12 protein-coding genes and 1 pseudogene are annotated in these 13,438 nt (G+C 62.5%); 8 read left to right on the forward strand and 5 right to left on the reverse strand.

Annotated elements, in window-relative coordinates:
• Positions 1 to 37: 37 nt before the first annotated feature.
• The 6 genes and pseudogenes from FJ418_RS23250 (at position 38) to FJ418_RS23275 (ending at position 6,078) form a co-directional block, all read left to right on the forward strand.
• Positions 38 to 862, forward strand: a complete 825-nt coding sequence (locus tag FJ418_RS23250) for an aspartyl/asparaginyl beta-hydroxylase domain-containing protein (protein WP_140869591.1) — start codon at positions 38 to 40, stop codon at positions 860 to 862.
• Positions 863 to 960: 98 nt separating this feature from the next.
• A pseudogene (locus FJ418_RS32720) lies at positions 961 to 1,050 on the forward strand (sigma-54-dependent Fis family transcriptional regulator); the annotation flags it as partial.
• A gap of 148 nt (positions 1,051 to 1,198) precedes the next feature.
• The gene (locus FJ418_RS23260) at positions 1,199 to 2,179 is read left to right on the forward strand and encodes an RluA family pseudouridine synthase (RefSeq protein WP_140646271.1); all 981 of its coding nucleotides are present in this window, start codon (positions 1,199 to 1,201) and stop codon (positions 2,177 to 2,179) included.
• Positions 2,180 to 2,222: 43 nt separating this feature from the next.
• Positions 2,223 to 3,098 (forward strand): DMT family transporter, encoded by an 876-nt coding sequence (locus tag FJ418_RS23265; RefSeq protein ID WP_140869742.1) that lies wholly within the window; start codon positions 2,223 to 2,225, stop codon positions 3,096 to 3,098.
• A 103-nt stretch (positions 3,099 to 3,201) separates the two neighbouring features.
• Positions 3,202 to 3,993 (forward strand): ATP12 family chaperone protein, encoded by a 792-nt coding sequence (locus FJ418_RS23270; protein WP_140869594.1) that lies wholly within the window; start codon positions 3,202 to 3,204, stop codon positions 3,991 to 3,993.
• Positions 3,994 to 4,188: 195 nt separating this feature from the next.
• The gene (locus FJ418_RS23275) at positions 4,189 to 6,078 is read left to right on the forward strand and encodes an MFS transporter (protein ID WP_140869597.1); all 1,890 of its coding nucleotides are present in this window, start codon (positions 4,189 to 4,191) and stop codon (positions 6,076 to 6,078) included.
• A gap of 82 nt (positions 6,079 to 6,160) precedes the next feature.
• Here FJ418_RS23275 and FJ418_RS23280 read toward each other — a convergent pair whose 3' ends face one another.
• Positions 6,161 to 6,352 (reverse strand): DUF2735 domain-containing protein, encoded by a 192-nt coding sequence (locus FJ418_RS23280; RefSeq protein WP_140869600.1) that lies wholly within the window; start codon positions 6,350 to 6,352, stop codon positions 6,161 to 6,163.
• A 313-nt stretch (positions 6,353 to 6,665) separates the two neighbouring features.
• Between FJ418_RS23280 and FJ418_RS23285 the strand changes: the two genes are divergently transcribed.
• The gene (locus FJ418_RS23285) at positions 6,666 to 7,703 is read left to right on the forward strand and encodes a glutamine synthetase beta-grasp domain-containing protein (RefSeq protein WP_140646267.1); all 1,038 of its coding nucleotides are present in this window, start codon (positions 6,666 to 6,668) and stop codon (positions 7,701 to 7,703) included.
• Between the two features lie 121 nt (positions 7,704 to 7,824).
• Here the strand turns inward: FJ418_RS23285 and FJ418_RS23290 are convergent, their stop codons facing one another.
• Together FJ418_RS23290 and FJ418_RS23295 are read right to left on the reverse strand one after the other, a co-directional pair.
• Positions 7,825 to 8,991 carry a P1 family peptidase gene (locus FJ418_RS23290; protein WP_140869603.1) on the reverse strand — a complete coding sequence of 389 codons (1,167 nt, stop codon included), beginning with the start codon at positions 8,989 to 8,991 and terminating at the stop codon, positions 7,825 to 7,827.
• Positions 8,992 to 9,021: 30 nt separating this feature from the next.
• A complete protein-coding gene (locus FJ418_RS23295) occupies positions 9,022 to 9,624 on the reverse strand; it encodes a TetR family transcriptional regulator C-terminal domain-containing protein (protein ID WP_140869606.1) in 603 nt (200 codons plus the stop codon).
• A 146-nt stretch (positions 9,625 to 9,770) separates the two neighbouring features.
• On the opposite strand from FJ418_RS23295, the gene FJ418_RS23300 reads away from it, so the two are divergent.
• Positions 9,771 to 11,195 (forward strand): APC family permease, encoded by a 1,425-nt coding sequence (locus tag FJ418_RS23300; protein WP_140869609.1) that lies wholly within the window; start codon positions 9,771 to 9,773, stop codon positions 11,193 to 11,195.
• A 160-nt stretch (positions 11,196 to 11,355) separates the two neighbouring features.
• Here FJ418_RS23300 and glnA read toward each other — a convergent pair whose 3' ends face one another.
• Positions 11,356 to 12,765: a type I glutamate--ammonia ligase gene (gene glnA / locus FJ418_RS23305; protein WP_140646263.1), complete on the reverse strand. Its 1,410-nt coding sequence runs from the start codon at positions 12,763 to 12,765 to the stop codon at positions 11,356 to 11,358.
• Between the two features lie 46 nt (positions 12,766 to 12,811).
• Positions 12,812 to 13,150: a P-II family nitrogen regulator gene (locus FJ418_RS23310; protein WP_018428041.1), complete on the reverse strand. Its 339-nt coding sequence runs from the start codon at positions 13,148 to 13,150 to the stop codon at positions 12,812 to 12,814.
• Between the last annotated feature and the right edge of the window lie 288 nt (positions 13,151 to 13,438).

The following is a 13,438-nucleotide window of genomic DNA, read 5'->3' on the forward strand; positions in this document are numbered from 1 at the left end:
GCAAACGGAACAGGATCGCGCTCCCGCGCGAATGACAATGACAAAGAAAACCGTCAAGACGCTCCGCAAGGCTGCGATTGCAGTCGTGGTTCTCGCGCTCGCCGTCTACTTCATCCCGATCCTGACCGCCATCTGGGTCGTTTTCGGCCTGATCGACGTCATGCGCAACGACCAGAAGAACCGGAACCTGTTCGAGCGCTATTTCCTCGGCAATGGCCTTTTCACCTGGCTGCTGTCGCCGTTCAACCTGATCGTCGACCTTCTCTGCTACCGCAACCCCGGCGTCTGGAAGCCCGAGCAGTTCCCCCAGGACTATCAGCGCGAGATCAACGAGGTGCTGGGCGTCTTCAACGCCCGCAAGGACGAGATCATCGCCGATATCGACGCCAATTTCGGCACCGGCCGGCGCGGCATGTATGTCTACCAGTGGTACGGCAAGCACAAGATCGACAACGTTCCCGAATTCAACAAGGACTACAAATACATCAAGACGATCGCGGTATCCGTTTTCAGCAAGCGTGAATCCACGTCCTGGCATTTCGGACCGCTCCGGCTCAGCCTGCGCATCCTCTACAACCTGATCCCGGTGAAGGCGGAGATCTTCGTCCAGTGCGGCAGCAAGAAGAACTACTGGTACGACAACCCGCTGTTCATCTTCGACGACACGCTCTTCCACCGCTCGGTCAACGAATATGACGGCCGCCGCTATTGCGTCTTCATCGACATCATCCGTCCGTCTCCGTTCCCGAGGCTGATCGCTGGCCTTCTCTCGATCGTCTCGGTCAGCGTGGAGCGCATCAATTCCGTCTTCTACAAGAACTGGAAGATGATCGGCTCGTCCAAGCCGAAGGCTGCCAACTGATCCTGGCGCCTTTTGAATCTCCGGTTCGGGCGGCGTGCGGCCGAACCTCGGATGTCTGCTCTTACCAACGTCCTATAGCGTCGGCTGGCTGCCGCCGGGTCGGCGGGGTCGGCTGCTGCGTGATGCTGGCCGACCGCGACGGCATCCCCGTCGAGCGCCGGGGCGCGGTCGCCGACGACGAAACCTTCGATGAATGGGCCTGTGGACCGGTTCCTGACCGCTCGACCGTCTGTGCGCGGCGACGATTGGGGCAATCGTCGCGCTTTGTTGGGCCTTTGGCTCGCACAATGCCTGCCTTAGTGCTATGGCGCCGCTTTCAAACGGAAAAGCGTATCCATGGCGGGTGTTGAACAGATCACGATTGAGGCCGGCGAGGCGGGCATGCGGCTCGACCGCTGGTTCAAGGTCCATTATCCGGGCCTCGGCTTCGGCCATCTGCAGAAATTGCTTCGGTCCGGCCAGATCCGCGTCGACGGCGGCCGGGTAAAGGCCGACACGCGTGTCGAGCCCGGCCAGTCTGTCCGCGTTCCGCCGCTCGACGTCGATAAGAAGGGCGACGCGCCGCTCACCGGTCACTCGATCCGCAACCAGGGCGATGCCGACGTGCTCGCCAAGATGCTCTTGCATGAGGACCCGAAGGTTTTCGTCTTCAACAAGCCAGCGGGGCTCGCCGTGCAGGGCGGCTCCGGCGTCACCCGCAATGTCGACGACATGCTCGAGGCCTGGCGCAATCAGAAGGGCGAGAAGCCGCGCCTCGTCCACCGCCTCGACCGTGACACGTCCGGCGTGCTGGTGGTTGCCCGCACCCGTCTTGCGGCGATGAAGCTGTCGGAAGCGTTCCGGGCGCGAGAGACCAAGAAAACCTACTGGGCGCTGGTCAAGGGCGTGCCGCCCAAGCGCGAGGACAAGATCTCGACCTGGCTGATCAAGGAGCCGACGGAGGATGGCGACCGCGTGCGCGTGGCCGCGCATGGAGAGAAGGGCGCCGACCACGCCGTCTCCTACTACCGCGTCATCGAGCAGGCGGCGCAGACGATGACCTGGCTGGAGATGGAGCCCTATACCGGCCGCACCCACCAGCTTCGCGTTCACGCCGCCTATATAGGTTGTCCGATCATCGGCGACCCAAAATATTTCGAGGCAGATACCAACTGGGATTTCCCGGGCGGCATTCAAAACCGCCTGCACCTGCATGCGCGCCGCATTATCATCCCGCATCCGGACCAGGGCGTCATCGACGTCACGGCGCCGATGCCGCCGCATATGCGCCAGAGCTGGAACCTGATCGGCTTCGACGACCAGAGCGCGGAGGACTGACTTGGCTGTCGCCCCCGCATTGGATCGTCGCGATGCAGTCGACATGGCCGCGGCTGTCATTATGGTCGGACTGACCTTTTCCTGGGGCCTGAACTACGTCGCCGCCAAGCTCTCATACGCCGGCTACGACCCTGTCTTCGTCTCGGTCGCACGATCGCTCATTGGGGGAGCCTGCGTGCTTGGCTGGTGCCGGCTGCGCGGCATCAAGCTGTTCGAAGCGGATGCGACTTTGCCCGCCGGCATCGTCGTCGGCGTGCTCTTCGGCGTCGAGTTCCTGTGCCTCTATATCGGGCTCGAATACACCACCGTTGCCCGCAACACGCTCCTGGTCAACACCATGCCGTTCTGGGTCCTGATCGGCGGCCATTTCCTGCTTGGCGAGCGCATCAACCCACGCAAGCTCGGTGGGCTTGTTCTGGCCTTCTGCGGCCTGGCGGCGGTTTTCTCCGACGGCATCACTGCCGGCAGCGACGCGACGCTGACGGGTGACCTGCTCAGTCTCGGCTCGGGCATTCTCTGGGCGGCGACCAGCATCTTCATAAAGCGGTCGAAACTGGTGGAAACCAACGCCGAAAAGCTTCTGCTTTACCAGCTGGCGGGTGCAACTGTCGTTGGCCTGCTTGTGATGCCTTTCGCCGGCCCGCCGATCCGTGCGCTTGCCGCCTTGCCGACACTGGCGCTGCTCTTCCAGTCTTTCTATATCGTCGCCTTCACCTATGTGTTGTGGTTCTGGCTGCTCACGCGTTATCCGGCCGCCGGTCTGTCGAGCTTCGCCTTCCTGTCGCCGGTGTTCGGCGTCCTGTGCGGTGCGGTGCTGTTGGGCGAGCTGCCGACGACCAGGATAATCCTGGCGCTCGGCCTGATCGCCGCCGGGCTGATCATCGTCAATCGCCCGGCGCGCAGGCAACCCGCACCATAGAGCAACTCGCCGAACGGCAAGCTGCTCCATCTCTTTGTTTTGACGCAATTCCGGACGGAAAACCGCTTCACACGTTCCCTGGAATTGCTTTAAGGAGTTCGGCATGCGCGACATCCTCGAAGACCTCGAAGCCGGAAAGCTGCTTTCCGACCCCGATCCCGTGCGCCGCGCCCAGATCCAGATGAAGACGCCGCTGCCGAAGCGTTTCTACAAGGCTGTTTCGGTGGCTCCCGTCGAGAATGGCTTTGCCGTTCATCTGGACGGCCGGCCCGTGCGCACGCCGGGCAAGGCTGTGATGGTGCTGCCGACCGAAAACGCTGCCGCGCTCGTTGCCGATGAATTCAGCGCGCAAGGCGAGGTCATCGATCCCGTGACGATGCCTGTCATGCGGCTCGTCAACACTGCCATCGACGGCGTCGCCTCGGATCCGCAGGCGGTGCTGGAGGACGTGCTGCGTTTCGCCTCGTCCGATCTTTTGTGCTACCGCGCCGATGGCCCGCAGGGACTGGTCGATCGCCAGAACAAGCTCTGGGATCCGGTGCTGGACTGGGCACGCGGCAGCCTCGGCGCGCGCTTCAACCTTGCCGAAGGCGTCATCCATGTCGAGCAGCCGCGCGAGGCGATCGCCGTGCTCGGCGCGCATCTTGGCCAGCGTGTCGAGCCGATGCGGCTGGCCGCCATTCATGTCATGACCGCGCTGACCGGTTCGGCGCTGCTGGCTTTGGCCGTCGATTTCGGTCACCTCGACGGCGAGGAAGCTTGGGCTGCCGGCCATGTCGACGAGGACTGGCAGATCGAGCATTGGGGCCAGGATGCGGAGGCCGTTGCGCGCCGCTCGGCGCGCAAGCGCGACATGATGGCGGCGGTCAGCCTGCTCGAAGCGCTGCAAGCCTAGAGCAATTCAAGCGCGGCGCCGCTTTCGCAGCGCACCTAATACCAAAGTCATAATCCCATCGTCGCGGTGCCTTTCGCCCGCCCTTTCTGTCATTTTTTCCTTTGTTGGCTGCGTCTTTGAGTCCGCGTTCGGAGGAGCGCGGACGGTGGCGCGCAGCCATCGAGGACAGACGGGATCTCACGGGAGGATACATCAATGGCAATGGCTTCGACCGCCGGCGGAACCAGCCGCGGCATGACGCGGGAGCAGAAGAAAGTCATCTTCGCCTCCTCGCTCGGCACCGTTTTCGAATGGTACGATTTCTATCTCTACGGCTCGTTGGCCGCCTTCATCGGCTCGACCTTCTTCAGCCCGGCGATTCCCGAGGCAACGCGCAACATCTTTGCGCTGCTTGCCTTTGCCGCCGGCTTCCTTGTCCGACCGTTCGGCGCGCTGCTTTTCGGCCGCATCGGCGATCTCGTCGGCCGCAAATACACCTTCCTCGTCACCATGACGATCATGGGCCTGTCGACCTTCCTGGTCGGCTTGCTGCCCGGCTACGCATCCTTGGGCATCTTGGCTCCCGTGATCCTGATCGGGCTGCGCATGTTGCAAGGCCTGGCGCTCGGCGGCGAATATGGCGGTGCTGCGACCTATGTCGCGGAGCACGCGCCTGACGACCGTCGCGGTTTCTATACGTCGTGGATCCAGACGACGGCGACGCTCGGCCTTTTCCTGTCGTTGATCGTCATCCTGATTGTTCAGGGCTCGCTCAGCAAGGAAACCTACGCTTCCTGGGGCTGGCGCATTCCCTTCATCGTTTCTTTCCTGCTGCTTGCCGTTTCGATCTGGATCCGGCTGTCGCTCTCGGAGTCGCCGACCTTCCAGCGCATGAAGGAAGAGGGCAAGGGCTCCAAGGCGCCGCTCTCGGAAGCCTTCGGTCAATGGAAGAACGCCAAGATCGCGCTGCTGGCGCTGCTCGGCCTCACCGCCGGCCAGGCCGTGATCTGGTACAATGGTCAGTTCTATGCGTTGTTCTTCCTCACGAACGTGCTGAAGGTCGACGCGCAGTCGGTCAACATCATGATCGCGATTGCGCTCGCCATCGGCTCTATCTTCTTCGTCGTGTTCGGCTGGCTGTCCGACAAGATCGGTCGCAAGCCGATCATCATGGCAGGCCTTGCGCTCGGCATCGTCTGCACCTTCCCGCTGTTCAAAGCGCTGACCTGGTCCGCCAATCCGGCACTGGCCACCGCGCAGCAGAACACCCGCGCGACGGTGACGGCCGCGCCCGGCGACTGCAAGTTCCAGTTCAACCCGGTCGGCACGGCAAAATTCACGACATCCTGCGATATCGCGACTTCGTTCCTGACCAAGAACTCGGTGCCTTATGATGTGGTGACCACGGCAACCCCAGGCACCGCAGCCTCGGTCAAGATCGGCAACGAGACGGTGGAATCCTATGACGCCGTCGCCGCCGGCGATCAGGCCAAGGCCAAGGACGCGGCCTTCGCCAAGGCGGTGAACATGTCGCTTCAGGACGGCGGCTATCCGTTGAAGCGCGCCGCGGCCAAGGTGGCGGACCAGAAGCTCGACGCCTTCATCGCGGCCAATCCCGAGCTGAAGCTTGACGCGGCGGCCATCCGCGGCGGCGAGAAGGCGGCGGTTCCGACCGACAAGGCGATCGCCGACAAGCTCCTGACCAAGGATGAGGCAGCCGGTGCGCCGGAAGTCACCGTCTACACCGTCCCGGGCGGTGGCGCCTTCGCCATGACTGCCGATCCGGCAGCGATCAACTGGCCGCTCACGATCGGTATCCTGTTCATCCTGGTGCTGTTCGTCACCATGGTCTACGGGCCGATCGCCGCGATCCTGGTCGAGATGTTCCCGACCCGCATCCGCTACACCGGCATGTCGTTGCCCTATCACATCGGCAATGGCTGGTTCGGCGGCCTGCTGCCGGCGACGGTGTTCGCGCTCAGCGCCTATAAGGGCGATATCTACTACGGCCTCTGGTACCCGGTGATCATCGCGGCGATGTCGCTCATCATCGGCATGATCTTCGTCAGGGATACACTCGGCACCGACCTCCACGCCAAGGACTGACCTCGATCGTCCGCTCAAAAGAAGAAAGCCCGGCGCGAGTGATCGCGCCGGGCTTTTCCGTTCATGAAGCTCAAAGAGGCGATCAGCTCTTGCGCTGATTTTCTTCCTCGACGGCTGCTTCGTGGTACCAGCCGTCAAAGTCGGCATGCTCGCCGCGAAGCGTCGCAAGCTCTGCCGCGAATTTGGCCTTGGCGCCTAAATTTGTGGCAGACTTGCGTCCTGCCAGCGGGAACATCAGGATTTTTGCCGACGGACGCGGCTGCACGACTTGCATTGGCGACCTCCTTGCTTGTCCGGGAACTTGCCGATTCAACTTATCAAGCAAGATAGGTTCTGCGATTCGTTTAGGCAATATGCCTACAGAAAGATCATTATTTGCCAATTATTTATGCAGAAATGTCGATTGAGCGATCCGAGCGCACAAGTGAGGCGGCTGAGCAAAATCAACGCCTTGCCATGACCATTTTGCCGCACCCGCCGAAGGCGGAGTGGCATACGAATTGCTTTTTAATGATCGGCAGGCCGGCAAGCCCGGCCATGCGTTGACGCCGCCCACTTGCGGCGCCCAAGCAACGAGAGGCACTGGAATGACCAAATACAAGCTCGAGTATATCTGGCTCGACGGATACGTCCCGACCCCCAGCCTGCGCGGCAAGACCCAGATCAAGGAATTTGCCGAGTTCCCGACGCTGGAGCAGCTGCCGCTGTGGGGCTTCGATGGCTCGTCCACCAACCAGGCCGAGGGCCACAGCTCCGACTGCGTGCTGAAGCCCGTCGCCGTCTATCCGGATCCGGCCCGCACCAATGGCGTGCTGGTCATGTGCGAAGTCATGATGCCCGATGGCGTGACGCCGCATGCCTCGAACAAGCGCGCCACCATCCTCGACGACGAGGGCGCCTGGTTCGGCTTCGAGCAGGAGTATTTCTTCTACAAGGACGGCCGTCCGCTCGGCTTCCCGGAGAGCGGCTATCCGGCGCCGCAGGGTCCTTACTACACCGGCGTCGGCTACAAGAATGTCGGCGACGTCGCGCGCAAGATCGTCGAGGAGCATCTCGACCTGTGCCTCGCCGCCGGCATCAACCATGAAGGCATCAACGCCGAAGTGGCGAAGGGCCAGTGGGAATTCCAGATCTTCGGCAAGGGCTCCAAGAAGGCCGCCGACCAGATGTGGATGGCCCGCTACCTGCTGCTGCGCCTGACCGAGACGTATGGCATCGACATCGAGTTCCACTGCAAGCCGCTCGGCGACACCGACTGGAACGGCTCGGGCATGCACTGCAACTTCTCCACCTCCTACATGCGCGAAGTCGGCGGCAAGGCCTATTTCGAGGCGCTGATGGCCCAGTTCGACAAGAACCTGATGGATCACATCGCCGTCTACGGCCCGGACAACGACAAGCGCCTGACCGGCAAGCATGAAACCGCGCCGTGGAACAAGTTCAGCTACGGCGTCGCCGATCGCGGCGCTTCGATCCGCGTGCCGCACTCCTTCGTCAAGAACGACTATAAGGGCTATCTGGAAGACCGCCGCCCGAACTCGCAGGGCGACCCCTACCAGATCGCCTCGCAGGTCCTGAAGACGATCTCCGAGGTTTCGACCGCGGCCGTTTCGGCTGCCGCCTGATTTGTTTCGAGGTCACAGGCTTAAGCCTGTGATAAGACGAGAACGACAAAAAAGCCCCGGCGGGTCAACGCCGGGGCTTTTTGCATGGCAACTACCAGCGAGAAATCTCCGCCGACTATCGTCAACTGGTGATGACGCCACGCGATTTAAGCGCCGCCACCACTCGGCCGTGCGGCAGGGCGGGGGTGCGGTTGCCGTCACGACCGACCATATCCTCGTTGGCGACCAGCGCGTTGAGCACGGCCTCCTCGGTCGCCTGCACGACGGCCGTGTAGAAGTCGTCCATGCGGCCCCAGGGAACGAAGTCCATATGGCTGTAGCTCTCCGCGGTCGGCGCGCCTTTCGGGAAGCGGCCATTGAGCGCATCAGGGTTGGCAGTCGAGAAGGCGAGGAAGATGTCGCCGGAAAAATGCGAGCCAGCGGTGCCGGTGCGCGCCAGCCCGAGCGGCACGCGCCGCGCCAGCGCCTTGCACTGTCCAGGCAGCAGCGGCGCGTCGGTGGCGACGATGCCGATGCAGGAGCCGGCGCCCGTCGGCCGACCGCTGAAATACACCTCCATTGGATTGTCGGCGGTAAGCTCGTGCCCGAGCGGAACGCCAGCGATGCTGATCTCATGTCGTGAACCGAAATTGGCCTGCAGGAAGACGCCGACCGTGTAGGCGCGGTGGCCATAATCGACGATCCGCGACGCTGAGCCGGAGCCGCCCTTGAAGGCGTAGCAGTTCATGCCCGTGCCGCCGCCGACGGATCCTTCCTCGATGGCGCCGGCGGCCGCATTCTCGATCGCCTCGATCGCGTGGTCGACGGTGACATGCGAGCCGTTGATGTCGTTGAGATAGCCGTCCCAGGTCTCGGCCACCACCGGCAGCAGCCATTGGTTCGCCACCTCGGGCTTGTTGCGCGCTACCCAGTCGATGATGCCGCGATGGCAGGGGCCGACGGCGTGCGTGTTGGTGATCAGGATCGGCATGGAGAGGCTGCCGGCCTCTTCCAGCCATGAAGCGCCGGTCATCTCGCCATTGCCGTTGAAGGAATGATAGCCGGCAGCCAAAGCCACGCCGATGCCGTCACGGCCGAGCGGCAGGATCGCGGTGACGCCGGTGCGGACTGGCCCGTGACCCATGTTGAGCTTACCGCCGCCCTTGATCAGCGTTGAATAGCCGACGAGCACGCCATCGACATCGGTGATGGCATTGGCAGGTCCCGGGGTGCCCGGCAGGGGAATGCCGAGGCCGCGGGCGCGCGTCTTGCCGGCCGGCGTGGTGGTCAAGTCTATTCGTTGATCCATGCTGAGGATGCTCCGTTGATGAAAGCCGGCTCAGCGTAGGCTGCAGCCGGTCGCGAGTTCGGCGTAACCGGTGAGGATCGCCATTGCCGAGGCGTGGTCGACAGCCGGCACGACGTTGACGAGGTGAAGGCCGAGCCCGTCTTCCATGACGACGAGACTGCGGGCGATGACTTCGCTCGCAGCATTGAGCACGAAGACGCCGGTCGCCGCGCCCGCTTCGAGGATGCCGACATAGATCGCCACCTGGCGCTCGAACAGCGTGATGTGTCGGGCGGCATAGCTTGCGTCCGAGCGCGAATAGGCGACGAGCTCCAGGAGAAGTCGGCAAAGCTGGTCGCCCGGGTCGGTCGGCAGGCCGCTGTCGAGCATTGTTTTCAGGCGCGCCCTCGGATCGGCGATTGTTGCGACCGCTGCCGCGCGCTGCGTGCAGAAGCGCTCGACCGCCTTTGCCTGCACGTCGTCCAGCAGCTCCTTGAGGCCGGGATAGTAATAGAGCAGGGCGCTCGAGCTCATGCCGGCCTCGTTGGCCACGTCGCGCAAGGTGACGGCGGCGAGGCCGCGTTTGGCGATCATCGATTCCGCAGCCGCTACCAGGATCAGGCGGCGATCGGTCTGTGTCTTGGGTCTGCCCATTTCATTTTCCTGAATATGATTCAATAAAAACTGACCAGTGGATTTTTGCAAGCCGACATATCGCATATTTGTTGACGCTATGTGTCGACGCGGCTAGCTTCCGTTACGGATAGTAATTTTTATCAAATTAAAAAAAGGGGAGGACAATGTCCACAAACGAAGCCACTACAGAGGCCGCCGACAAGGTCGCGCCCGGCGCCAAGGGTCTCGACCGGGCGCTGAACGCGCTGGGCACGCTGATGATCGTGCTATCGGCGGTGACGCCGGCATCATCCGTCTTCATCATCGTTCCAGGCGTCATTGCGCTGGCCGGCACCGGCTCGTTCCTGAGCTTCGTGATCGCGGCCGTCATCGGCCTGTTCATGGCCTTCGTCTATGCCGAGCTCTCCTCGGCCTACCCGATGGCCGGCGGCGAATACACCATGATCGGCCGCACGCTCGGGCGCTTCTGGGGTTTCGTCACGCTGGTGCTCGTGTTCGTGTCGATCGTGCTCATCGTCGCGGTCATCGCGCTCGGCGTCGGCACCTATCTCGGCGTCCTCATTCCCAATCTCAGCCCGCAGTGGGTGGGTGTGGTGACCATCATCCTGGCCGGCGCCGTCGCCGCCATGCGCATCAAGCTCAACGCTTTCGTCACCGGCATCTTCCTCGGCATCGAGACGCTGGCGCTGCTGGTCCTGATCTGGCTTGGCTTCACGCATATCGAGCGGCCGCTCTCCAGCCTTTTCACCGCGCCGCAACTGCTCGACGCCACGACCAACACGCTGGTTCCGGCCTCGGCCGCCATCATCCTCGCATCCACCGCCGTGTCGCTCTTTGCCTATAACGGCTACGGCGCCGCCGCCTATTTCGGCGAAGAGACGCACGCCGCCAAGCGCAACATCGGCAAGGTGGTGCTCTGGGCGCTGGTGATCACGGTCGCCGCCGAGCTCATTCCACTGACCGCGGTGCTGCTCGGCGCGCCAGATCTCGTCGGCCTGCTCTCCGCATCCCAGAAGATCGAGTATTTTCTCGAGGCGCGCGGCGGTCATTGGCTGACGGTGGCGATCAGCCTGGCAATCGCGGTCGCCATCTTCAACGCCGTCATCGCCATCATCCTGCAGGCGGCGCGGCTGTTGTTCAGCTCGGGCCGCGACAAGACCTGGTTCGGGCCGATCAACAACGCGGTCGCGTCCGTCCATGGCACTTACGCTTCGCCATGGATCGCCACCATCGTGGTGGTGGTGCTGGCCGCACTGGCCTGCTTTATCGACCTCAACCTCTTGCTGGTGGTCAGCGGCACGTCGCTGGTGGTGATCTATGCGCTGCTCTGCGTCGCGGTCTTCGCCGGCCGCCGCAACGGCACCACCGCGGGCGGCCACTATCGTATGCCGCTGTTTCCGGTGCCGGCGATCCTCGCCTTCGTGGCACTTGTCTATGTTGCCTACCAGAACTGGCTCGACGCCGCCTTCGGACGCCCGAGCCTGATTGCGACGCTGGCGATCATGGCCGTCGCCGCGATCTATTTCCTGCTGTTCCTGTCGCGCCGAGCCGACTGGATGCTGCACGGCCCCGACGAGCTTGCGGGATAGGCGTCAGCCCTCCGACACCTGTCCATGCGAGAACCCCGGCAAAACGCCGGGGTTCTTTTTTGCCGATTGGAAAGCGTGGACGCGAAAACCCGTCTTCAGAAATGAAAAGCCCTTGGAAGTGAGAGCCTTCCAAGGGCGAAACTTTCGTTCGATCAGAAGCTTAGACCGAATAGTACATGTCGTACTCGACCGGGTGCGGGGTCATTTCGAAGCGCATGACCTCGGCCATCTTGAGCTCGATGTAAGAATCGATCTGGTCGTCGTCGAAGACGCCGCCGGCCTTCAGGAAGCCGCGATCCTTGTCGAGGCTCTGCAGCGCTTCGCGCAGCGAGCCGCAGACGGTCGGGATCTTCTTCAGTTCCTTCGGCGGCAGATCGTAGAGGTCCTTGTCCATCGGCTGCCCCGGATGGATCTTGTTCTTGATGCCGTCGAGACCAGCCATCAGCATGGCGGCAAAGCCGAGATAGGGGTTCGCGCCCGGATCGGGGAAGCGGACCTCGACGCGCTTCGACTTCGGCGAGTTGCCGAACGGAATGCGGCACGAGGCCGAGCGATTGCGCGCCGAATAGGCGAGCAGCACCGGCGCCTCATAGCCCGGCACCAGACGCTTGTAGGAGTTGGTGAGCGGGTTGGTGAAGGCGTTGATCGCCTTGGCGTGCTTGATGATACCGCCGATATAAAACAGGCAGCTCTCCGACAGGCCGGCATATTCGTTGCCGGCGAAGGTCGGCTTGCCGCCCTTCCAGATCGACTGATGGACATGCATGCCCGAGCCGTTGTCGCCGAACACCGGCTTCGGCATGAAGGTGGCCGTCTTGCCGTAGGCATTGGCGACCTGGTGCACGACATACTTGTAGATCAGCATCTTGTCGGCGTTGCGCACCAGCGTGTCGAACTTGATGCCGAGCTCGTGCTGTGCGGCGGCGACCTCATGGTGGTGCTTTTCGACCCGCACGCCCATTTCGGCGAGCACGGTCAGCATCTCGGAGCGCATGTCCTGGCAGGAATCGATCGGCGGCACCGGGAAATAGCCGCCCTTGATGCGCGGACGGTGGCCGAGATTGCCGGTCTCGTAGTCGGTGTCGTCGTTGGACGGCAGTTCGGTCGAGTCGAGACGGAAGCCGGTGTTGTAGGGATCGGCCTTGTACTTGACGTCGTCGAACACGAAGAACTCGGCCTCCGGGCCGACATAGATCGTGTCGCCGATGCCTTCGGACTTCATATAGGCTTCGGCCTTCTTGGCGGTGCCGCGCGGATCGCGGTTATAGGCTTCGCCCGAGACCGGATCGAGGATGTCGCACAGGATGACCATGGTCGACTGCGCGAAGAACGGATCCATGTGGACCGTATCCGTGTCCGGCATCAGCACCATGTCGGACTCGTTGATCGCCTTCCAGCCGGCGATCGAGGAGCCGTCGAACATGACGCCGTCGGCAAACATGTCTTCCTCGACCTCGACGACATCCATCGTCACATGTTGCAGCTTGCCCCGCGGATCGGTGAAGCGCAGGTCGACGAATTTCACGTCGTTGTCCTTGATCTGCTTCATGATGTCTTTGGCTGTCGTCATGTCATTTCTTCCCTGTGTGATGACGTCCGGAATGATTGAAGGTCGGTCAGATGGCGTCGATGCCGGTCTCGCCGGTGCGGATGCGCACGACTTCCTCTATGTTGGAGACGAAGATTTTTCCATCGCCGATGCGGCCGGTCTGCGCCGCCTTGCGGATGGCCTCGATGGCGCCTTCGACGGCCTCGTCGCCGAGCACCACTTCGATCTTCACCTTGGGCAGGAAGTCGACGACATATTCGGCGCCTCGATAAAGCTCCGTGTGTCCCTTCTGGCGGCCGAAACCCTTGGCCTCAGTGACAGTGATGCCTTGCAGTCCGGCCTCCTGAAGCGCTTCCTTCACTTCGTCCAGCTTGAATGGCTTGATGATCGCTTCGATCTTTTTCATGTAAAAAGTGGCCTCCACTGCCAAGAAGACGGGTTGTGTGGCCCGCTTGCGCCTCCATCAAGCACGAAGCGTGCCAATCCTGAGGAGCGCAGGCGGCGAGGGGCGTTTTCGCGCCCATGCCGCGTCCGGATGCACATTCGCGTCATCCGCTGCATCGGATGCGTCATGGACGCTCAAATCCTATACATCGCTCCTCCTCACGCCCGCACAAAAAATAGGCAGGCAGCGCAATTTGCAGGCAGAACCCCTCCCGGATGCGACCGCCTTGGCAAGATGATGCGCGGTTGC

The sequence above is a fragment of the Mesorhizobium sp. B2-8-3 genome, assembly GCF_006440815.1.
Lineage (GTDB): Bacteria > Pseudomonadota > Alphaproteobacteria > Rhizobiales > Rhizobiaceae > Mesorhizobium.